This window comes from Fulvivirga sp., assembly GCF_040220315.1.
Taxonomy (GTDB): Bacteria; Bacteroidota; Bacteroidia; order Cytophagales; family Cyclobacteriaceae; genus Fulvivirga.
This window is the reverse complement of the sequence record NZ_JAVJUY010000037.1, coordinates 1-22,815: the sequence shown is the minus strand read 5'-3', so window position 1 is coordinate 22,815 and position 22,815 is coordinate 1. Positions and strand designations below refer to the sequence as shown.

Annotated in this window: 19 protein-coding genes; 10 read left to right on the top strand and 9 right to left on the bottom strand. The window is 38.0% G+C overall.

Features of this window, described 5'->3' with window-relative positions:
• Positions 1–3,513 (top strand): hypothetical protein (locus tag RLO81_RS01310; RefSeq protein WP_350106092.1); only part of this gene is annotated, 3,513 nt, incomplete at its 5' end.
• Positions 3,514–3,545: 32 nt separating this feature from the next.
• Positions 3,546–4,424, top strand: a complete 879-nt coding sequence (locus tag RLO81_RS01305; RefSeq protein ID WP_350106089.1) for a YicC/YloC family endoribonuclease — start codon at positions 3,546–3,548, stop codon at positions 4,422–4,424.
• Here RLO81_RS01305 and RLO81_RS01300 read toward each other — a convergent pair.
• Positions 4,421–5,701 carry a UDP-N-acetylmuramoyl-tripeptide--D-alanyl-D-alanine ligase gene (locus tag RLO81_RS01300; RefSeq protein WP_350106086.1) on the bottom strand — a complete coding sequence of 427 codons (1,281 nt, stop codon included), beginning with the start codon at positions 5,699–5,701 and terminating at the stop codon, positions 4,421–4,423. The two genes, RLO81_RS01305 and RLO81_RS01300, sit on opposite strands and share 4 nt — an antisense overlap.
• 91 nt (positions 5,702–5,792) lie before the next feature.
• On the opposite strand from RLO81_RS01300, the gene RLO81_RS01295 reads away from it, so the two are divergent.
• Both RLO81_RS01295 and RLO81_RS01290 read left to right on the top strand, forming a co-directional pair.
• On the top strand, positions 5,793–7,985 hold the full coding sequence (locus RLO81_RS01295) for an FG-GAP-like repeat-containing protein (RefSeq protein ID WP_350106083.1): 2,193 nt from the start codon (positions 5,793–5,795) through the stop codon (positions 7,983–7,985).
• On the top strand, positions 7,982–8,338 hold the full coding sequence (locus RLO81_RS01290) for a hypothetical protein (protein ID WP_350106080.1): 357 nt from the start codon (positions 7,982–7,984) through the stop codon (positions 8,336–8,338). The genes RLO81_RS01295 and RLO81_RS01290 overlap by 4 nt, the downstream gene beginning before the upstream one ends.
• On the opposite strand, the gene RLO81_RS01285 is transcribed toward RLO81_RS01290, so the two are convergent.
• The 5 genes from RLO81_RS01285 to RLO81_RS01265 are packed head-to-tail and all read right to left on the bottom strand — an operon-like array spanning position 8,331 to position 11,997.
• A complete protein-coding gene (locus tag RLO81_RS01285) occupies positions 8,331–9,110 on the bottom strand; it encodes an amidohydrolase (protein WP_350106077.1) in 780 nt (259 codons plus the stop codon). The two genes, RLO81_RS01290 and RLO81_RS01285, sit on opposite strands and share 8 nt — an antisense overlap.
• Positions 9,098–10,237, bottom strand: a complete 1,140-nt coding sequence (locus tag RLO81_RS01280) for a methionine aminotransferase (RefSeq protein ID WP_350106074.1) — start codon at positions 10,235–10,237, stop codon at positions 9,098–9,100. The genes RLO81_RS01285 and RLO81_RS01280 overlap by 13 nt, the downstream gene beginning before the upstream one ends.
• Entirely contained in the window at positions 10,238–10,789 is a 552-nt protein-coding gene (gene def, locus RLO81_RS01275; protein WP_350106071.1) for a peptide deformylase, read from the bottom strand.
• Positions 10,790–10,831: 42 nt separating this feature from the next.
• Positions 10,832–11,251, bottom strand: coding sequence for a Holliday junction resolvase RuvX (gene ruvX, locus RLO81_RS01270; RefSeq protein WP_350106068.1), 420 nt, complete (start codon positions 11,249–11,251; stop codon positions 10,832–10,834).
• Positions 11,251–11,997 carry a hemerythrin domain-containing protein gene (locus tag RLO81_RS01265; protein WP_350106065.1) on the bottom strand — a complete coding sequence of 249 codons (747 nt, stop codon included), beginning with the start codon at positions 11,995–11,997 and terminating at the stop codon, positions 11,251–11,253. The genes ruvX and RLO81_RS01265 overlap by 1 nt, the downstream gene beginning before the upstream one ends.
• A gap of 151 nt (positions 11,998–12,148) precedes the next feature.
• Between RLO81_RS01265 and RLO81_RS01260 the strand changes: the two genes are divergently transcribed.
• Both RLO81_RS01260 and RLO81_RS01255 read left to right on the top strand, forming a co-directional pair.
• On the top strand, positions 12,149–13,777 hold the full coding sequence (locus RLO81_RS01260; RefSeq protein ID WP_350106062.1) for a S41 family peptidase: 1,629 nt from the start codon (positions 12,149–12,151) through the stop codon (positions 13,775–13,777).
• A 1-nt stretch (position 13,778) separates the two neighbouring features.
• Positions 13,779–14,936 (top strand): homogentisate 1,2-dioxygenase, encoded by a 1,158-nt coding sequence (locus RLO81_RS01255; RefSeq protein ID WP_350106059.1) that lies wholly within the window; start codon positions 13,779–13,781, stop codon positions 14,934–14,936.
• A 1-nt stretch (position 14,937) separates the two neighbouring features.
• On the opposite strand, the gene RLO81_RS01250 is transcribed toward RLO81_RS01255, so the two are convergent.
• Positions 14,938–17,301 carry an ABC transporter permease gene (locus RLO81_RS01250; RefSeq protein ID WP_350106056.1) on the bottom strand — a complete coding sequence of 788 codons (2,364 nt, stop codon included), beginning with the start codon at positions 17,299–17,301 and terminating at the stop codon, positions 14,938–14,940.
• Between the two features lie 160 nt (positions 17,302–17,461).
• Between RLO81_RS01250 and RLO81_RS01245 the strand changes: the two genes are divergently transcribed.
• Entirely contained in the window at positions 17,462–18,754 is a 1,293-nt protein-coding gene (locus RLO81_RS01245; RefSeq protein WP_350106053.1) for a DNA recombination protein RmuC, read from the top strand.
• Between the two features lies 1 nt (position 18,755).
• Here RLO81_RS01245 and RLO81_RS01240 read toward each other — a convergent pair whose 3' ends face one another.
• Positions 18,756–19,214 carry an Lrp/AsnC family transcriptional regulator gene (locus RLO81_RS01240; RefSeq protein ID WP_350106051.1) on the bottom strand — a complete coding sequence of 153 codons (459 nt, stop codon included), beginning with the start codon at positions 19,212–19,214 and terminating at the stop codon, positions 18,756–18,758.
• Between the two features lie 140 nt (positions 19,215–19,354).
• Between RLO81_RS01240 and RLO81_RS01235 the strand changes: the two genes are divergently transcribed.
• The 3 genes from RLO81_RS01235 to RLO81_RS01225 all read left to right on the top strand — a co-directional run bounded on the left by RLO81_RS01235 (position 19,355) and on the right by RLO81_RS01225 (position 21,818).
• Positions 19,355–20,602, top strand: coding sequence for a cystathionine gamma-synthase family protein (locus tag RLO81_RS01235; RefSeq protein ID WP_350106048.1), 1,248 nt, complete (start codon positions 19,355–19,357; stop codon positions 20,600–20,602).
• Positions 20,603–20,805: 203 nt separating this feature from the next.
• Positions 20,806–21,564 (top strand): hypothetical protein, encoded by a 759-nt coding sequence (locus RLO81_RS01230; RefSeq protein ID WP_350106045.1) that lies wholly within the window; start codon positions 20,806–20,808, stop codon positions 21,562–21,564.
• 50 nt (positions 21,565–21,614) lie between these two features.
• Positions 21,615–21,818, top strand: a complete 204-nt coding sequence (locus tag RLO81_RS01225; RefSeq protein WP_350106043.1) for a hypothetical protein — start codon at positions 21,615–21,617, stop codon at positions 21,816–21,818.
• Here RLO81_RS01225 and hemB read toward each other — a convergent pair whose 3' ends face one another.
• Positions 21,819–22,790, bottom strand: coding sequence for a porphobilinogen synthase (gene hemB / locus RLO81_RS01220; RefSeq protein ID WP_350106094.1), 972 nt, complete (start codon positions 22,788–22,790; stop codon positions 21,819–21,821).
• Between the last annotated feature and the right edge of the window lie 25 nt (positions 22,791–22,815).

Below are 22,815 nucleotides of genomic sequence, written 5' to 3'. Positions count from 1 at the left end.
GAATCGGTGGTCGAACGAGGGCTGAGGCCCGGCGGATTCGACCGTGACGGGTTTCCGTTGACCCATCTGGCCGATCGCATCGCCGGCTGGGTGCACGCGCTGGAGCACGGCCGCGGCTGCGTTCTGGTGAAAGGGCTGGACCCGGGCCGCTACGATGACGATGCGCTGGCAGCCCTGTACTGGGGGCTGGCGGTTCATCTCGGCGACCCGATCCCGCAGAACGCCAAGGGCGACCTGATCGGCCATGTCCGCGACACCGGCCGCGACTACACCTCCAAGAACGTGCGCGGCTACACCACCCGCGCCGAGTTGAAGGCGCATTGCGACGCCTCCGACATCGTCGGTCTGCTGTTCTTTGACATTTATTTTTATAGGGGAAGTGAAAAAATTGCCAAAGAAGTTACTGAATTTTTGGAAGAGGAGTTTGATAAAGTAACAGACATTATTGGTTACCCACCATATTTTAAAACGAAGGTTTTTCTATATAATTCAATTGCTGACTTACAACAAAGTAATGTGGGGATTGGTAAAGGCACATTTACTCCGGGAGGCGAAACTAATTTTGTTAAGCCTTACATTGAAGTAGCCAACCCAGGAACGGTGTCTGCATTGAAAGAAGAGCTTTTAGTTGAGGTGGCCAACTTAATGGTAAATGAAATGATGTTTGGAGGCAGCCTGAAAGACATGTTTCAAAGCGCTGTGTTATTGAATCTTCCTGAGTGGTTTATATCTGGCGCTGCACTTTATGTTGCCAAAGGGTGGACTATTGAAATGGATGACTATGCAAGGAAACTGGTTGAAACAAAGCATGCCAGAAAGTTTAACCGATTGACGGGAAAGGAAGCAGCACTGGCGGGGCAATCACTTTGGAATTTTATTGCACACAAATACGGGAGAAGTAACATATCTAATATTCTCAATTACACTAGAATAATTAGAAATGAAGAAAAAAGCCTTACCATCACACTCGGGGTTTCTTTTGAACAATTGATGTTTGAGTGGCAGAATTTCTACATAGATAATGCCAGGCAAGTTCAACAGAACTATGAAACCCCTTCATTGGAAAACTCCATAACCGGAGATAAAAATAAAAAAGGGGTATTTCATAATATCGTTAAAATTAGCCCCAATGGAAAAAAAATAGCTTATACTGAAAATAATCAAGGAAGGTTCAAAGTCATTATTAAAGATGTTGAAAGTGGCGATGAAAGTGTTGTTCTGAAGGGGGGGTACAAAGTAATAGGTCAGGAAATTGATTACTCATTGCCTGTTTTAGATTGGGCAGATGATAATACTTTAGGGATTATCTACAACAAGCTTGGGCAGATGAATTTGCTGCTATACGATCTTCAAACAAACAGCAGTATACCGCGTGTCTTACAAAGAATGGATCAGGTAAGATCGATGGAATTTTCCAGCAATGGAAGACTAATAGTAGTAAGTGCTGTGGTGGGTGGCAGAAACGATATTTACTTACTAAGTACAAGGCGCGACAGAACAAAAAGGTTAACAAACGATGTGTTTGATGATATTGATCCTTCATTTGTTCCAAACTCAAGTACCATTGTATTTAGCTCAAACCGTGTGAGCGATACACTTGATGTAAAGAAGCAAGATCTTGAAGAAGTAAGTGAAAATTATAATTTGTTCTTTTTTGACTTGGATACTACAAAGAACATATTGCACCGAGTAACCAATACGATAAGTAAGGACGTTCAACCAATGGCTATTAGTGACAGCAAAATTTTTTACATAAGCGATCAAAGGGGAATACGAAATTTATTTAGCTATGATATCAGATCTGGTATTTACTCCCAGATTACCAACCTTTCGCAGAGTATCGATGAATATGACTTAAATTTTAACAACTCATTACTAGTATACTCATCCACTTTTAAAAGCAGAGATTTTATTTATCTGGATGAAAACTTTAATTATAACCAGCAAACATTTACACCGCAGACCATGCGGCAACAAGTGTTACAAGCAAAGGCATTTACAGCACGAAGGCAGGCAAATAAAACTGAAGGGCTAACTATCGAGCAGATTGTTGAGCAACGACTACAAGCAAAGAAAAAGAGGGATGAAGAAGAGAAAGCACGGCTAGATAGTTTGAACCAACCCCTTCCTGATACAGCGGGATCTGACGTGATAGATACTAAAAACTATACGTTTGATGTAAATCCTGAACCGGAAGATGAGCCTGAACCAGAAGAAGAAATAATAAATACAGACAATTACACCTTCGATTCTGACATATTAAGGGAGGAACGACCTGAGTCTTTCCTGGCGCAATATAGACAAACCAGGCAGGGAACCAGAATCAGTGGCCCATTTGATGCTCAAACCAGATTTAGTGTTGATAATTTACTTACTTCTTTTGTTATTGATCCACTCCGAGGGTTTGGAATTCTCTTAGAGGTCGAGATGAATGACATGCTTGAAAACCACAAATTTAATGGGGGAGTTACTGCTATTACTGATCTCAGAAGTGGTGATTTTTTTGGACAGTATCAATACTTAAAATCTTACATAGATTTCAGTGCCAGATTTGATAGAAATGTGATATTCTGGGAAAATGACGTGAATTTACAACAATACAGTAAAAATAGCTTTGAGCTAGGCGCATCTATTCCATTTAATACCAAAACAAGGTTCTCGCTCAAACCATTTTATACATTCACAGTATTTGAAAACCTATTGCCCCGTTCAATCGCACCTCCTTCAGGTCCTGTTTTCTTGCCAATTGAAAATGAAGATTACATTGGAGGTACGGCAGAATTTGTGTTTGATAATTCCATTATCAACGGAATGAACCTTATTGAAGGAAGCCGTGCTAAAATATCTTTACGACATTATGAGAGCCTCAATAATAAAGAACGAAGCTTTAGCAATTTCAAAGCGGATTTGAGACATTATCAAAAATTACACAGGGAAATTGTGCTTGCTTTCAGAGGGTTTTATGGGTCGTTTTTCGGAAGAGCTCCTAAGACCTATTTGTTAGGTGGGGTAGACAATTGGATACTTAGAGACCAAAATGAAGATGGAAGAGACAATCCATTACAAAATGACAATGAGCGAACTAACCCGGATTTGCTTTTTGTAGAGTATGCAACAGCCCTTAGAGGTTTTGATTATGCGGAGTTTTATGGCAATAATGTCTTGATGTTCAACGCTGAGTTAAGAGTGCCAATCGTTCGATATTTAAGTGGCGGACCAATTAGCTCTAACTTCTTTAGAAACCTACAATTCACAGGTTTTTTTGATATTGGATCGGCCTGGTCAGGAAAATCACCTTTCAGTGATGATAACAGTATAAGTAACATTACAGTAGAAGAAGGCGCTTTCCAGATCGACTTAAGAAACTTCCAAAACCCATGGTTATACAGTTATGGTGTAGGCTTCAGAACTATGATATTAGGATATTATATGAAGTTGGATGTTGCCTGGCCGGTGGAAGATTTTGTCACACAAGATGTTAGGTATCAGGTATCATTAGGATACGATTTCTAAGACAGTTAATTTTGAGCAATAATTAGAAAAGAATGCTCAAATCAATGACCGGCTACGGTGCAGCCTCAGGCACCTTTGAAACTTACTCTATCCATGTAGAAGTTAAAACTCTCAATTCTAAATTTTTGGATGTTAACCTTCGACTGCCTAGAAGTATTTCTGAGAAAGAACTAGAAGTAAGAAATATTATTAATGACTATTTGGAGCGAGGCAAAGTTTCAATGTCTGTGGATATACAAAATGAATCTGAAACTGTGCTAAAGCAAAAGTACAATGCACCTTTATTTCAAAAGTATTACTCAGAATTGGAAGAACTTGCCAATTTGGTGAATGCCCCTAAAGATGATTTGTTTAGAACTGCTCTCAGCTCACCAGATGTAATTGTAAGTAACACTACTGAGGAGCTAAATTCAGAAGAATACGAAAATGTAAAAAAGTTAATCAAATCAGCTTTGGAGCAATGTAATGAGTTTAGATCGAAAGAAGGCGATGTATTACAGTCTAAATTACTGGAATATATAAGGTCTATTTCAGCATCATTGAAACATGTAGAAGAGCTTGATCCAAAGCGTGTAGACAATATTAAAACGCGAATAAAAGGGAATTTAACCAAGTTCATTGAAGAGGAGTCGCTTGATAAAAACAGGTTGGAGCAGGAAATTATCTATTACATTGAAAAGCTCGATATCACTGAAGAAAAAGTAAGGTTGAAAAACCACTTGAATCATTTCGAGGAGGTGATAGGAGCTAAACAAAACTCTGGCAAGAAGCTGGGCTTTATCTCTCAGGAAATTGGACGAGAAATAAATACTATAGGTTCAAAGGCCAATGATTCTGACATTCAGAAACATGTTGTTTCCATGAAAGAAGAGCTGGAAAAAATTAAAGAACAGTTGCTCAACGTACTTTAAAAAGCATCCAGCACTCTTTCAAGACCAATACTTCTTGATGCTTTGATGAGTATCGTAGAATCTTCTATTGGGTTGACCTTTAATTCTTCAACTAGTTCTTGTACAGTTAAATAATACTTGGAACCATTAACCCTCTGTTGTGTGGATTTTATTAAGTCACCGCATAAATATACTTCTTTGATTTGATGTTCATTCAGAAGATCACCAATTGCCAAATGTTCCTTTTCACTATCTTCTCCCAACTCTTTCATGTCACCTAAAATGGCTACCTTTCTTTTAGCCTTTATTTGTCCTAAATTCTCAATGGCCTTGGCCATTGATGTAGGATTAGCATTATAGGCATCTAAAATGATTGTATTACTGCCTTTTTTCAATACCTGAGATCTATTATTTTCAGGTATGTAATTCGCAATTGCTTCATTGGCAGCTTTATCAGGAACCTCGAAATATTTGCCTATACATAATGCTGTGGCAATGTTCTCAAAATTATACGCCCCAATCAGGTTGGTTTGCACACTATCACCATTTTCGGCTTTAAATAATACATTCGGATCTGCTGAGATAAATTCGCAATGATAGTAGTCACCTTTTTGCGGGTAGAAAAGAGGGCTCTTAAACCGCTTGGCCATGTTAAATAAAATCTCATTGGTTGAGTTAATCCAAACCACGCCACCATGTTGTATAAGATGTTGGTACAGTTCACTTTTACCTCTAATAACACCCTCAATACCACCAAAACCCTCCAGGTGCGCTTTGCCAATATTTGTGATGTACCCATGAGTGGGATTAGAAATTGTACATAAAAATGCAATATCACCTACGAAATTGGCACCCATTTCAATAACTGCCATTTCATGGCTAGCGTTAATCGATAACATCGAAACGGCTACACCGATATGGTTATTCAAATTACCTTTAGTGGCAAATACATTATATTTCTTACTTAGCACACACGCCAATAATTCTTTGGAAGTGGTTTTACCATTCGACCCGGTAAGCCCGATGATTGGAATCGTCAATTGCTTTCTATGGTGTCTTGCTAAATCTTGTAGCGCAACAAGTGCATCATCCACCAGAAAGTATCGCTCATCTTTTACTACATTAATATCATCTACCACACAAAGTGATGCACCCTTCTTTAATGCTTCATCGGCAAAATTATTGGCATCGAAATTAGGGCCTTTCAGTGCGAAGAAGATTGAACCCTCTTCAATTTTTCGGGTATCGGTACTGATTTTTGGATTACTTAAGTAATGTTGATATAGACTTTCAATCATGATTTGAACGTTATGGCATAAAGTTATCTTTAATTTTTATTTTTGAGCACCATTTCGATCAGGACACGTTATATAATTGAAATTTAGATTAATGAAGTATACACTTAGTGTTCTGTTAGCTCTGTCTATTGCTATTTCTCAGGCTCAGGTTTATAGAATTGATAATTCTATCGAAGTAAAAGTCAATGGAGAGTCATTGCTCAATCCGTGGGCAGGAGGCTTAAACTCGGGCCAGTATAGTACAATGGATGTGAATTTGGATGGACAAGATGATCTTGTTGTGTTTGATCGTACGTGCTCCAAAATCAACGTCTTTCTGTTTCAAAATGGCCAATATCTTTACGATGCACAATCTTCTAACAAATTTCCCGAAGATGTATCGAGTTGGATGCTACTTCGGGATTTTAATTGCGATGGAATGAAAGATGTTTTTACAAGCGACCCATTAGGCATAAAAGTATTTGTAAATGAAAGTGATCAAAACGGTATGCGATGGAGACTGTTTAATTCCAAAGCTCCTTCCCCATCTCCACTGCTTACCAAAGGATTTTCAGATACACCTATCAATATTCAACTCAACTCGTCAGACATACCCGCTATTGATGATATTGATTCTGATGGCGACCTTGACTTACTGATTTACAAGTTTTCTGGTGTTTCCACCATTGAATATCATAAAAACCTGAGTATTGAAAGGGACTCCAATTGCGACTCACTTCAATTTGAGCGTATTACCCAGGAGTTTGGGGATTTTCAGGAATGCGGCTGCAACCAATTTGCCTTTAATGGTGATGATTGCCCACCTGTGGGTGGAGGAAGAACAGAGCACCAATCCGGCAAGTCAATTTTAACGTTGGATATGAATGGTGATGGTTTGAAAGAATTGGTGGTAAGTGAAGAGGCATGTGGCCTACTTTCAATGATGACCAATGAAGGAGATATAGCCGCTGCAGATTACAATGCAGCCGATCCATTTTTCCCGAATACGGAGAATCCTGTTTCAATCTTTATTTTTCCAGCGGCTTTTAATGAAGATGTGAATAATGATGGAGCAAAAGATTTGATAGTGGCCCCTAACGTACCGGGAAACATAAACTATGGTGTTAATTTCAAAAACTCTAGCTGGTTGTATTTAAATACAGGCACAAATGAAAATCCGAATTTTCAGTTGCAACAAAAGAACTTTTTGCAAGACCAAATGCTAGATGTGGGAGAAAATGCTGCTCCTGCATTTTATGATTATGATAATGATGGGGACTTGGACATGTTCGTTGGAATGATGTTGAATGAAGTACAGGCGTTCCGCTCCGCAATTGCTTTGTATGAAAATACCGGCACAAAAAACGCACCGGTGTTTGAGTTGGAGAATCCTGATTTTTTGAATCTTTCATTAGCCGGTATAATAAATATTAAACCACAGTTTGTAGATGTTGATTCTGATGGATTGGTGGATCTTGCTTTTACAGCGACAGTATTGCAAGGCGGAGGCACTGGTTTGTTTTATTTTAAACGCGAGCTTGGTAATTTTCAATTCAACGAATCGGGGCAATTAATCTTCTCGCCTTTAGGTATAGAAGAACATGTTCGAATGGCAGATATTGATCAGGATGGGTTTAATGATTTACTAATAGGCAGGTCTACCGGACGATTAGAGTACTATAATAATGATGGTTTGGATGGTGCCTTCAGTTTTACGCTGATAGATCAGAATTTTTATGGACTTGATTTCAGTCCTTTTAGACAAAGCCTGTCCGTTGAAATAGCCGATGCTGATGGTGATGGCACCAAAGATTTAATTACCGGTGATGCCAGAGGTACTTTGACTATTTATAATGATTTTTTAAATAATCTGGAAGCACCACTTGAAGGAGCAACTGAAATTGTAACGTTTGATGGGCAAAATACATCGACATACAATTTTGGCAGTAGAATAAAACCACAAGTTGTGAATATTTTCAATGAATCTCAGCCAGCCATTATTTTAGGAACAGCGCAGGGTGGGATTGTAGTACTTAGAAGTACTGAAGCAGTAAGTAATCCTTCTTCAGATAGCAAATTAACAGTGTATCCAAATCCAGTAAATCAAGGTAACACGTTAACTATACAATCAAGTGTATCCACTAGGTTCAGTATTGTAGATTTATTGGGCAAAGTGATTTTAAGTGGGGCTACGGTAGCACCAGAAGAAGATTACCTGCTTTCAGTTAATAATCTAAAAGAAGGCATGTATTTGTTGGTCGCTGATGATGCCGGAGAAACAATTCGATTCATTGTAACGAGATGAAACTCTTCCTCAATGTTAAAATAATAGAGAACAGCTATGATTTTAAACCCGGGTTAACGTTTCAGAATGTTATTTGTACTGACCTTGATAATTACTCATCACCAGAGGTTGTAGCCACAGCGTTAAAAGCAATTGAAGTTTCTGACAGCCTGTTTGCTTACTTTGAACTGTGTGAAAGTTCTCATTCAGGAAGTATACTTAAGGTTATTCAGGTATTGATATCATACAAGCACCCTTTACAAATTAATTATTCAGGAAAGTCTGATTCATTGGAAAAACTAGTAAGCAGATTAGGAGGCAAACCGATAAAAAAAGATGAATTGGAGCCAGCGATTAGCTCTTTCTTTAGCTAATACTAAAATTATCCGAATCTAAATGAGCCGGAAATTTTTCCCTGAAATCAACTAAATCTTTCTTGCTTAGGGTAACAGTTTTTATCATTTCAGCTTCCCGGCATTCGCATAAGGTTTGTCCTTTTCCATCATAAATTGCTGAGTGGCCATTATACGGTACGCCATTTCCATCTTCGCCAATTCGATTGACACCTATAGAATAAGATAAGTTTTCTATCGCCCGTGCTTTGAGTAATGTGTCCCAGGCATTCACTCTTGGGGCGGGCCAGTTAGCCACATAAAGCAATAGATCGTATTGCTCATCTTTTTTTTGCCTCGACCATACCGGAAATCGAAGATCGTAGCAGATAAGCGGTAGTATTTTCCAGCCTTTTAATTCAACTAGAATTTTATCTTTTCCAGGTGAATAATGTGAATGCTCGTCTGCCATTCTGAACAAATGTCGCTTATCATATTTCTCCCAGCTTCCATCTGGTCGCATCCAAATAAGTCGATTGAAATAATTACCATTATCATTCACCACAAAGCTTCCGGTAATAACGGCTTTGGTTTGAGCAGCCATCTGCTTCATCCACTTAAACGTGGTAAAATTCATGGGCTCGGCCACATCTTTCGCATTCATGGTAAAGCCACTATTGAACATTTCCGGAAGAATGATAAGATCTGCGCCTTCTTCAATTTGCCAGATTTTCTCTTCAAACATGGCAAGATTGGCACCACTGTCTTGCCAATGAAGTTCAGATTGAATAAGTGTTACTTTTAAATCTTGCATAGAATGTCTGCTGCTTTTAAGAGTGTCTCTTCATTTTTAGCAAAGCAAAAGCGCAGCAATTTATCGTCCTGCTTGTTTTTATAAAATACGGAAATCGGAATAGAAGCCACTTTATGTTCTTTAGTGAGCTTTTCTGCCATGCTCATATCATCTAAATCACTGATACCTTTGTAAGATAGTAATTGAAAATAAGTGCCATGACAAGGGATAACTTCAAAGCGGGAATCTTTTAGTGCCCCCTGAAAAATATTCCTTTTTTGCTCATACATGTCACTGATGTGAATATAATTTTCTGGATCGGTGAGAAACTCTGCAAGCGCATACTGTACGGGCGTATTTACACTGAAAACCAGAAACTGGTGCACCTTTCTTATTTCCTTGGTCAAATAATCAGGAGCTATGATATAGCCACTCTTCCAGCCCGTTGCATGAAATGTCTTGCCAAAAGAGTATATGGCAACAGTTCTCGCTCTAAGGCTTTCATATTTTAGGGCGCTCTCGTGAGAGTGACCGAAAATAATATGCTCATACACTTCATCGCTAATAACAATCAAATCATGTTTGACAGCTAATTCTTCGAGTGCTTTTAAATCCTGATGATTCAAAACCGCACCGCTTGGATTGTGGGGTGTGTTCACCATGATCACCTTAGTTCTATCAGTAATAGCATCTTCAACCTTGTTCCAGTTAATTGAAAAGTCAGGTTGTTCTAAAGTGAGATGTACAGGCACACCGCCATTCAATCGAATGGAAGGGTCATAGCAGTCATAAGCAGGGTCGAAGAGTATAACTTCATCGCCTTCATTGACTAAAGCTGCTAATGTTGCGTAGATAGCTTCAGTAGCACCTGCAGTAACTGTAATTTCTGTTTCAGGATTGGGCAAATACCCATATTTATCTTCAATAACTTTGCTTATGGCACTCCTCAATTCAGGAACACCAGGCATGGGCGCATATTGATTCTTCCCAGCTTCCATGTGTTTATTTACAAGTTGAATCAGTGTATCTGAAATTGGAAAGTCTGGAAAACCCTGAGATAGATTAATAGCATTATGCTCAGTTGCCATTTTTGACATCACAGCAAAAATGGTGGTTCCTACATCCGGTAGCTTAGATTGAAGTTGCATCTACTTCTTTTGAGGGACTGCCACTCGGTATTCAACCTTCATTTTACCCTTGGTGATGTTCTGAAGCTTACCTTTTAGCATTCTCTTTTTAAGAGGCGTTAAATAATCAGTAAATAATACCCCTTCAATATGATCATATTCATGCTGGATGATTCTTGCCTTCATTCCATCATATTCTTCTTCGTGCTCATTCCAGTTTTCATCAAAATATCTGATTTTTAATTTCTCCGGCCGCTCCACATCTTCCCTAATGTTTGGGATGCTCAAACAACCTTCTTCAAATGCCCATTCTTCACCATATTCATCTATAATTTCAGGATTAATAAAGGCCTTCACAAAGTCTTGCATATCCTCATCTTCCATTGGGCGACCATCTACTACAAATAACCGAATACTTTTACCTATTTGTGGTGCTGCCAAACCAATGCCATGTGCACCCTGCATTGTCTCATGCATGTCTGCTATTAGCTCACTAAGGTCAGTACCTTTTTCAATGGGTTGAGCTTTCTTTTTTAAAACCGGATCACCGTAAACTACGATTGGGTAAATCATTAATTGCAATTAATTTTTCTAAGTTACAAAAGTAACTAATTTTCAAATAGTTGGGTTCGCATCCAGATATGACTGTAAGATGATAGTTGCACTTAACTTATCTATTGTGCCTTTATTTTTCCGATCTTTCTTTTTTAAACCTCCATCAATCATTGATTGAAAGGCCATTTTACTCGTAAATCGCTCGTCAACCTCTGTTATCGGCATATCAGTTAATTCTTTCTTGAGTGTGATAATAAACTTTCTCACAGCCTCGGTAGAATGAGTGTCTTTATTCTGGAGGTCTTTGGGCATACCAATAATAATTCGCTCCACTTCTTCTTTTTGGCAGTATGTTTTTATGTAGCTGGGCGCGGTATTGGATTCAATAGTTTCAAGCGGGGAGGCAATCATTTTAAGAGGATCAGTCACAGCCAGTCCAACTCGTTTTAAGCCATAATCTATACTTAGGATTCTGCCCACTAGTTGTATTTCACTTTAGCTTGGAGCATGTTGCTTACTTGCTTTTCAAGGATTAGTGCTTTAGGGAAAAGAATGTCGTTTTCAACTCTGGCATGCGTAATTAGCTCTTGCTCAAGCGATTGTAATTCAGAATAAATTACTTTTAAGTGAAGGGGTGTTTTATCAGTTATTTCGTATTCCTTGGTTATTTGTCTAATGCCCAGCATTTCATCATCATGCTCCTCATGTTCAGATGCGAAACGGCTTAGGCTGTGTTTCTCCATTTCAAAATACAACCTCGAAACATTACCTTTCCCTTTCTTGTACTGATCGAGCAAGGCAATATAATTAAATAGCGTATCTTCTTCTTGATAGATATGATGGATGAAATCCTCGACAAACAGTGGAAAAATAAATTTCAGGTCTTTAGAAATTAATTGGAACTCTGATGTATCGATTTCTAAATTTTGAATCACATTGTTTATAAAAGGCAATTTTTGCTTAATGAACACATAATGAGAATGCTTGAGGTATTCAATGATCAAATCAATTGGAAAATCTGCAACCTCTACCTGATTATCACAAGATGGTTGCTTCTCTAATTGATTGACTACTGCATGAATATTTAAGCCTTTCTTTTGACAAACCTGTTCAAGTGTTTGCTCGGAGTAATGATAAAATTCGATACCAAAATAATACAGCACTGATGCATAGATATAATTGTCATCTACTAATTCATCGATCCGTTTATTTTGAAGCGTATCCATTTTATAACCTTAAATTTACGAAATGTAGTAAAAACAAATGTGTCCATTTAAATAAAATGGCTAACAAAAGTTTTTACCTCTTCGTTATACTTATATTATTATCTAGATTTGGCTGAAAGCCACCATTTTACACAAAATCGAGGAATCTGCAGTGAGCGAATATCAAAACACAAAATATCAGATCAGGCTACCTATTATTTTAGCCATTGGATTGGCAGCGGGAATTTTTTTAGGTGCAACATTTAGTGAATCACCAAAAATTCAGAATGATTTAAATAAAGACATTCAGAAGTTCAAGGAAGTGCTTACGCTTATCGATAAAAACTATGTTGATGAGGTGAATACGGAAGAGTTGGTGGAAAATGCCATAGAACACATGCTTGGTAAGTTAGATCCCCATAGCTACTATATTTCTGCCAAAGATAAGGTGGAGGCTAACGAAGAACTTCAAGGTAATTTTGAAGGTATTGGCGTTGAGTTTAATATTTTCAGAGACACAATTGTAGTGGTTACTCCACTCAGCGGTGGACCTAGTGAAGCACTTGGCATACAGTCGGGCGACCAAATCATTAAAATTGATGGAAAAGATGTGGCTGGTGTTGGGTTCACTAATAGAGATGTACAGAAGCACCTCAAAGGACCCAAAGGCAGCAAGGTGACGGTATCCATAAAAAGAGGAAACAGAAAATCTTTAATTGATTATGAAATCATTCGTGATAAAATCCCTCAATACTCTGTTGACGCCAGCTATATGATTGATGATGAAATTGGTTACATTAAAATTAGTCGATTTGCTGCTACTACCTACGAAGAGTTTATGCAGGCTATGCTAAAACTCAAAGAGCAAGGTATGGATAAGTTGATTTTGGACCTTCAAGGCAATGGTGGTGGATATATGAATCAGGCTATCAATATTGCCGATGAATTTATTGCCGGTAACAAAAAGATCGTTTACACTCAGGGAAAAGAAACACGCTTTAATTCACAGGCTAATAGCCAGAGAGAAGGCATGTTTGAAAAAGGGGAACTGATAGTATTAGTGAATGAAGGCAGTGCCTCTGCTTCTGAGATTGTTTCCGGGGCACTTCAAGATAATGACCGGGCATTAATTGTAGGAAGAAGGTCTTTTGGTAAAGGACTTGTTCAGGCGCCTATTGATTTAACCGATGGATCGGAGGTTAGAATAACAATTTCAAGGTATTATACACCTAGTGGAAGATCGATTCAAAAGCCATATAGCGACAAAGAAAATTATTCTACGGATTTAATAGCCAGGTACAACAACGGAGAATTCTTCAGTGCCGATAGCATTCACTTTAATGATTCATTGAAATATGAAACCACCAGTGGAAGAACTGTTTATGGTGGCGGAGGTATTATGCCTGACTATTTTGTGCCGCTAGACACTTCGGCTAATTCAGCTTACCTGAATAGGTTGTTTGTGAAAAATGTTATTCAAGAGTACGTATTTAATTATGCCAATGAAAATAAGGCCAAGTTAGATGCTATGTCTTATAAAGACTTTTATGACAACTTTCAAGTGACCGAGACGATGAGAATGGGCTTGGCTACGAAGGGAAAAGAGTACGGGGTAAAGCCTGATTATGAGGATATGAGAAAGAACAAAGACTTGTTCAACCTTCATATTAAAGCGCAAATAGCGCGTCAGATTTGGAAGAATGATGGCTTTTATCCTATATTCAACCAGACAAATGAAGTGCTCCAACAAGCTATTCAAATGTTTGATGAGGCAGAGAATTTAGACCGATCAAAACTTTAATATGTATTACCACAGATTAGGAAATATACCGCACAAGAGACATACTCAGTTCAGAAAAGAGGACGGAAGTTTATACGCAGAGGAATTGGTAAGCTCTAAAGGATTTTCAGGTATATATTCTAACCTATATCATATTACGCCACCAACCAGAATTAAATCTGTGGGTCCGGTAAAGCCATTTTCAAGTAAGGTAGTGGAGGACTATGGCTTAAAGCAAACTCATTTGAACACTTCTAAAATTGGTGTCACTGGAGATGATTATCTTTCTGGAAGAAAGGAGTTGTTAAAAAATAGTGATGTGACTATCGCCCTTTGCAGCCCTAAAAGCAAAGAGATGAATTATTACTACAAGAACGCGGAAGGCGATGAGGTAATTTATATCCATGATGGCAGTGGGGAGTTGCATTCACAATTTGGCAAGATAAAAGTGGAGAAAGGTGATTATGTGGTAATACCACGTACAATCATCTATAAATTCAAGTGGAATGATGGCCCATTGAAGCTTTTAATTATAGAGTCTGCCGCTCCAATAGAAACTCCTAATAGATACCGTAATGAACTTGGACAATTGGAAGAGCACTCGCCTTTCTGTGAGCGTGACATTCGCCCACCTTCAGAACTGATTACTGAAACCAAGCCAGGTGAGTTTTTAATGAAGATTAAGAAGCATGGGCAGCTACATGAGTATGTGTATGATCAAAGTCCGTTTGATTTGGTAGGTTGGGATGGCTATTTGTGGCCATATGCTTTTTCAATTAATGATTTTGAACCAATAACAGGTAGAATCCATCAACCACCACCCGTACACCAAACTTTTCAGGCATGGGGTTTCGTAATTTGTTCGTTTGTACCGAGGTTGTTTGATTACCATCCACAATCAATTCCTGCGCCATACAATCATTCTAATATCGATTCGGATGAAGTATTGTACTATGCTGAAGGAGATTTTATGAGTAGAAAGGGCATTGATCGAGGATCATTTACATTACACCCTGGAGGATTGCCACATGGGCCGCATCCGGGAACGGTAGAAAAAAGCATAGGTGCCAAAGAAACGCATGAATTAGCAGTTATGATTGACACCTTTAAGCCTTTATACCTTACCGAAGCAGCCATGGAGTATGTTGATAAAAACTACCCCATGAGCTGGACGGAGTAAACTAATTCTCCCTCAATACATTTATTGGATTAGTAAGTCCTGCCTGCACCGTTCGGGCAGAAATTGTTATGAATGCAATAATTATTACAGCCAGCAATGTAATTACAAAAACAAGCGGACTTAAACTGGTATGATAAGCAAAACCATCTAGCCAATTATTCATAAAATATAAGCCAATTGGGATGGATACAGCAAAACCAATCAAAATTAGAAGTGCGAATTTCTTTGAGATCAATTTCAATATTGATAACACCGATGCACCTAAAACCTTTCTAATGCCAATCTCCTTTTTGCGTTGCTCAACATTGAAAGAAACAATTCCAAAAAGACCAAGGCAAGCAACAATTATGGCTACACCAGAGAATATTGTACTCATGAGCAATAAGCGATTTTCGGCCTCATACATTCGTTCTACATTGTCATCAATAAATAAATATTCAAATGGTGCTTCTGAGTTAAGTATCGGCCATTTTTCTTTAGCGAATTGAATTACTTCATTGGCTTTTCCGGGTTTAGTTTTAACTGTTACGTAATTGTGAGTAGCATTTGAAGGCTGCCTATGAAAGTGTAAAATTGGTCTGATTTCATCTTTCATTGTTTCAAAATTGAAGTCATCAATTACGCCAACAACATTCAATGCATCATCACCAATTTTTATCACCTGGCCATTCACATCAGTAAAGCCAAATGCCTCCATAGCCGCCTTATTTAGTACTACAGATTCACGTTGGTCACCAAATGAGTCATCATTAAAATTTTTACCATGGATGATCTCTATACCATAAGTTTGAAAAAATTTAGCATCATGGTATGTGTAGGCCATTCGCATTGGGTCATCTGTCCAGCCTTCTGGCCTTACAAAAACATGAGAGCCTGTCCAATCCGTTGGGATATGCCTTGAGTTGGTAATGGTAACAACATCCGATTGATTCAGAAGCTCATTTTTATATGTTTCAACCCTTGCAACTGCTGAATCTCCATCGGAAAAATTCCGAATTGAGAGCGGAATTACAACCAGGTTATTTTTATCAAACCCCATATCGGTAGTTTTTAAAAATTGGATTTGATTGCTGATCACCATAGTACCTACTATTAATAGAATCGAAATCATAAATTGAAAGGCTATCATCAAATCTCGAAGAGTACTTTTTCCAGCATTTTCTGCAGAAGAACCTTTTAAAGAGGAAATAATTCCAAATCGTGACATGATAAAGGCAGGATAACCGCCTGAAAGCAGCCCAATAATTATAATGAGACTGAAAATGGCAACATAAGTTAGCGGGTTAGAAAAAGGGATTACTAGTTGAAGGTTAAATTCAGAATTGATGAGCGGCAGGCATAATTGAGCGACCAATAGCGCCAGCACCATACTGAATGTAGTGATTAGTAGCGATTCACCTAAAAACTGACTAATTAATTGCTTTTTAGAACTGCCAATCACTTTTTTCACACCTATTTCTTTCGATCTGACGAGTGCGCTGCTGGTATATAAATTCACAAAATTAATTCCTGATATGAAGAGAATGCCTGCTGCTATGTATAATAGAATCATGGCTATTTCGGTATCACCTAGTAACGTGTCGTACACATCGTGCAAAGGCAAAAGCTTAAAATTGGTTCTGCTCTGCACCTCTTCGTTCCAGATGTTTGTAATTAAATTCGGGAATTTGGCTTCTAAACCTACAGCTGAACTTGGTGAGTTGAGAAGGATGTAGGTATTTAAAAATGATGCACCCCAATCGTTTTCAAATTGGCTATAAACGGGCAGGGTTTTTAATGATATTAGATGATCAATTTGTATGGAGGAATTTGTAGGGATTTTATTTAAAACACCAGTTACTGAATAAGACAACTCCGAATCTACTCGTATAACCTTGCCCATCGGGTCTTCAGTACCGAAGTATCGTGTGGCCATTTCTTCAGAAATGATAATGGAATTATCGGTGGGGAACGGATTTGCATTATCGCCTTGTTTCAGACTAAAATCAAAAATTTCGAATAGCTCTTGATCCGAATAGGCCACTCGTCCTTCAAATCGCTCATCTCCAATTTCTAATACGGCATTATTGTCTATGAACCTGGCTGAACTAACAACCTCTGGGTATTCTTGCTCCATTCTTTCGCCCATGGGCACCCAGGTATCGTAAGTAGGTTGAATACCGTTAGGCGTAATTCGCTCCTTGTAAGCCATAAAAATACTATCTGAATTTTTATGGAATTGATCATAAGTTAATTCATGATGGGCGTATATAAGAATGATAATAGTGGAGGCTAATCCAATGGCCAGACCAAGTACATTCAAAGAAGAGTAAAGCTTTTGCTTTAACACACTTCTAAAAGTGATTTTCAGAAAATTTTTAAGCATGAGTTTGAGTTTTTGATTAATGCTAAACTATTTCAATCTGTCCCATTTATAAATCAATATGTTTTGAAATGGGAATATGATGTAGTGAATCGTAAGATTTATGTTGTGAATGATAATCTCAAAACTGCTCAATTGAATAAATAACAATATCTTTGATCTGATGGAATTATTATGGTTAGTTACAGGAATAGCAATAGGAGGAATAGCCACATGGTTCATTGCCAAGTATAAGTTTAGTGGCAATAATTCTTCGGATTCTGAATTGAAATTGGAGAAGGAGCGGGTTCAAGATTTAAGAAATCAATACTCTGAGGTTAAAAAAGAGCTGGAAACTGAAAGAGCAAAAACCTTTGAATTAAATAATAACCTCGCAGCTACCGAGTCGGACTACCGAAACTTGCAAGAAAGACTAGCAGAGCAAAAACAAGAATTAAAATCCCTGCAAGAGCAGTTTGCTGTTCAGTTTAAAAACTTGGCCAACGAAATCTTTGAAGAAAAATCGAAAAAATTTACCGATCAGAATAAGACTAACCTATCTGAAATTCTTAATCCATTAAAAGAGAAAATCACTGATTTTGAGAAAAAAGTAGAGCTAAACAGCAAAGAGAATTTGCAATATAGTACAGCATTAAAAGAGCAGCTTACAGGGTTGAAGGAGCTGAACCAGCAAATGACGAAAGAGGCCGAGAGTTTAACCAAAGCGTTAAAGGGCGACTCAAAAGCTCAGGGTAATTGGGGCGAAATGCAGATTGAGCTCATTCTTGAAAAAGCCGGGCTTCAAAAGGACGTTCATTATTTTAAGGAGAAGAATTTCAAAACAGAAGATAATCAGAACCAGCGGCCGGATTATATTATTATGATGCCGGATGAAAAGGCCATTGTGCTTGATTCTAAGGTTTCTTTAACAGCTTATGCGAATTACTTTGATGCTGATGAAGCCAGGCAGGCCTCTCTTTTAAAACAGCATTTAGACAGTGTTAACGGGCATATTAAAATGCTCAGTGAAAAGAAGTATCAGAACATCCACGATATCAATCAGCCTGATTATGTGATGATGTTTGTGGCTAATGAGCCTGCGCTCACAATTGCTCTAAAAGAAGATCAGGACTTGTATGAAAAGGCCTTAGATAAAAATATTGTTTTGGTGAGCACTACCACTTTAATGGCAACGCTCAGAACAATCTCATATATCTGGAAACAGGACTTACAGAACAAAAACGCCATTGAAATTGCCCGCCAAGCCGGAGCGTTATATGACAAGTTCGTGAATTTCTCGAATGACCTGATTGACATTGGTAAGAGCATCGATAAAACCAAAGCCATCTACACAGAAGCTTCAAAGAAACTATATGAAGGTAATGATAACCTGGTTAGAAAAACAGAAAGACTGAAAGAGCTGGGAGCGAAAGCCAGTAAATCAATCGAATCTAAATTATTGGATAGAGCCGAGTAGGTTATTCTGTAAGAGGCAGAACTCTGGTTTGCTTTATTTTCTTGAGTACCATATGGCTGTTTACAACCCCTATATTATCTAGTCTGGCCAGTTTTTTATTAACGAAGCCACCGTAATCATCCATGTTTTTCACGAGAATTTTCAGGAGAAAGTCGAACGAGCCGGCCAGGTGATAGCATTCTAGTACCTCCTCGAATTTTTTAATGTCTTCCTCAAACTGCTTTAAGAAATCGGCCTTGTGAGATTCAAGGGTTACAGAGCAAAATACCTCCAGGCCAAAGCCCATTTTCTTCTCATCTATATGTGCATGGTAGCCCGTAATAACCCCTTGTTTCTCCAGTCTTTTTAACCGATCATAAACGGGAGTAATACTTAATCCCAACTCGCTACTTAGTTCTTTCATTGGCATTTTGCCATTGCGCTGTAGTATGGAAACTAATTTTCGGTCAAGGCTATCCATATAATTTTTCTGTTTTATCGGTAAATAAAAGCAAATATAGTTGATATATACTGCTATAATTAGAAATATTAGTTGATTTATCTGTTGTTGTGGCATTTTATACAATAATTTTTTTAATTACTCTTCTAAATGCTACTGCCATGAGTAAGAAAATGAGTCCAGAAAGTTTAATGATGTCGTATGGTTACAAACCATCGCTATCTGAGGGGGCAATTAAATCACCCATATTTCAAACATCTACATTCGCATTTGAAAGTGCCGAAGCCGGTAAAGCTTTTTTTGAAGTAGCCTACGGCCTAAGAGAGAAGAATGAAGGTGAAGAATTGGGGTTGATTTACAGCAGATTAAATAACCCTGATTTAGAAATCCTTGAAAACCGACTTACTCTTTGGGACGAGGCAGAAGATGCTGCAGTCTTTGAAAGTGGCATGAGTGCCATTACAACTGCATTATTACAGTTTCTTTCACCTGGAGATTTGATTCTGCACAGTAATCCTATTTATGGAGGAACAGATCATTTTATCAAACATGTGCTTCCAAGGTTTCAAATAAACGTAATAGGGTTTGATCCATTAGATTCTGAAGAGGATATCATTAAAAAAATAAAAGATAGTGGTAAGTCTGATCGATTGAAAATGGTTTATGTCGAAACGCCTGCCAATCCTACGAATCATTTAATTGATCTAGAATTGTGCAGAAGAGTGGCAGATCATTTTACCAAAGATGAAAAGGCTTTGGTTGTTGTTGATAATACCTATATGGGGCCTTTATGGCAGCACCCGCTGAAATTTGGTGCTGATTTGGTCATTTATTCAGCAACAAAATATATTGGTGGACATAGCGATGTAATTGCTGGTGCATGCCTAGGTTCAAAAGAGCTTATTGCAAAAATTAAAGAGATGAGAACTTTCCTGGGTAATATGGCTGGTCCATGGACGGGATGGTTGCTACTGCGAAGCCTAGAAACGCTGAAAATAAGAATGGAGAAGCAGGCTGAAAATGCAGCTTACGTTTATAATGTTATTAAAGATCATCCGAAGGTTGAGCGTATAGGTTACTTAGGGGCTATAAAAGAGGGAACCCCAGAGTATAAGATTTATAAGAAACAATATACCTCAGCTGGAGCGATGTTATCCATCATTTTAAAAGGGGGAGAAAAAGAAGCCTTCAAATTTCTTAACAGCCTTAAGTTAATCAAGCTGGCTGTGAGCTTGGGGAGTACTGAATCTTTGGCTCAGCATCCTGCTTCGATGACTCATGCAGGAGTGGATCATGAAGAAAAAATCAAATTTGGAATACGGGATAGTTTAGTAAGGCTATCAGTTGGGGTAGAAAATCCTGATGATCTGGTTTGGGACATTGAGCAGGCATTGGAGGAAATCAAGTAAACAGAAATTGGCCAAGTAATTTGTTATTTTAATCATTAAGTACTGGTTAGAATGTTTGAATCAAAATCAAGCTAAATAGCTATACTGCTCAATAAGTGTAGTAGTTTTTTTAAAGCTGGATTGACAAGCTTTTATTTTTTTACTTTTATATTGGTTAAATTATATTTAGCTTGTATGCTCGTTACACAATAAACCCTCAAATCATGAAAAAAATTATACTTATCTTATTTCTTGCATTTGTTACCATGCAAGGATACACACAGGTAAAAAAATGTGCCGTTATTTCGGTTTTTGGTAATCGAAACTTGTCTGATGATCCTCTGGATACTAAACTTTACGAAGCGCTTCTGAAAGATTCATCATTTAATATTGCCGGAACGGTAAATGAATATGAGAAATTGGTTAGAAATGAGTTTTTAGACTTATTTCCATTTCCATTTAAAGATAAGGCAGAAGTAATTAATAGCGATGAATATAAAGCACTGGATTCCATAACAGTTTATAAAACCTATGCTTGGGAAAAAAGTAAATTCAACTGGGCGGATCCATTAATAGGTGCTGACGGTTACTTAAAAATTGCGCCATGGCTAGGTGATGCTAAGGTTATTAAAAAAGCCTTCGAGGTTTTTCCGGATGTTGACGCAGTTTTAATTGCATACATAGACTTTAACCTTTACGATGCCGTGGGAATAGGTGGAATTTCAAGTAAAAAAGTGTACGCTTACGCTAATATTAAAGTATTTAACAGTGATGCCAAACGGATATTTAAAGTTAAAGATCGATCATCATCAAAGAAAGGAGTAACGGCATTGGGTGGCTTTGTTCTTGACCCTGACAAATTAAAACCGATGGTATTTGATGCAGCCGAACAACTTTTTGCAGATATGAAGAAAAAATTTCCGAAAAAACTAGAAAAAATGGCGAAGAAGATAGATAAAATGGCTGGTGAAGACGATAACTAAAGTCTACATTTTATAATTTAGAACCCTGGCCGAACAGTCAGGGTTTTTTTATGAAAGGCATATCTACAGACGTTATCCGGCTAGGAAAAAAATATCGACTTCAAAACTTTGGAGATGTTTATGAATTTGAAGTTGTTCAATTTTTACACGGAGAGAATTTCAAATTCAAAGATTTATCAACCCTTGAATTCTACGAATACAAGGATCTGGTGGAATTCGGTAAAGGGAAAGATTTTGAAATAATAGAAATCTAATCAGCTAATTCTTCTTGCAAATTCTTTCGCATAATAGGTAAGAATTACATCGGCACCAGCCCGTTTAATTGAAAGCAACACCTCATTCATGATAGCATCTTTATCTAACCAGCCTTTTTCTGCTGCAGCACATACCATCGCATATTCACCACTTACATTGTAAGCGGCAATGGGTAAGTCATAGTTTTCTTTCAATAGTTTGATCACATCCAAATAGGCCAATGCTGGTTTTACCATCAGAAAATCAGCACCTTCTTCTACATCTAAATCGGCTTCAATTAATGCTTCTCTTTGGTTGGCCGAATCCATCTGGTAGGTCTTTTTATCACCACTTTTTGGCGCTGAGTCTAAAGCATCTCTAAAAGGCCCATAAAAGGCGCTAGCATACTTTGCAGTATAAGACATGATAGATACATTAGAAAAGTCATTTATGTCTAATTCCTCTCTTAAATAGCCAACACGGCCATCCATCATGTCGCTCGGGCCAATGATGTCTATGCCAGTTTCAGCCTGTGCTAATGCCATTTTTGCCAGAATGTCCAGCGTTTCATCATTTAATATGTTGCCATGTTCATCAACTAAGCCGTCATGGCCATCAGAGCTGTATGGATCCATGGCCACATCCGTGATAATACATGCCTCAGGGAACTCTTTTTTTATTCTTTTAAGTGCTTGTAAGTAAAAGAACTGAGGATCGTGACTTTTAGTAGCGGTTTTATCCTTGTGCTTTTCTTCTACAACAGGAAAAATGTCAAAAGATTTAATGCCAACTTTCATGCACTGCTCAATCTCCAAAAGCATTTTATTCAGGCCTAAGCGATAAATACCTGGCATTGAAGCTACCTCAATTGCGCCTTGTGGCGATTCAAGAAGAAATAGCGGGTATATTAAATCAGACGTAGATACATGGGTCTCTCGGATCATGGATCTAATTGTTTCTGATTTCCTATTTCTTCTTGGTCGGATGTTCATTGTTAGCTTGGTAATAAATTTAAAG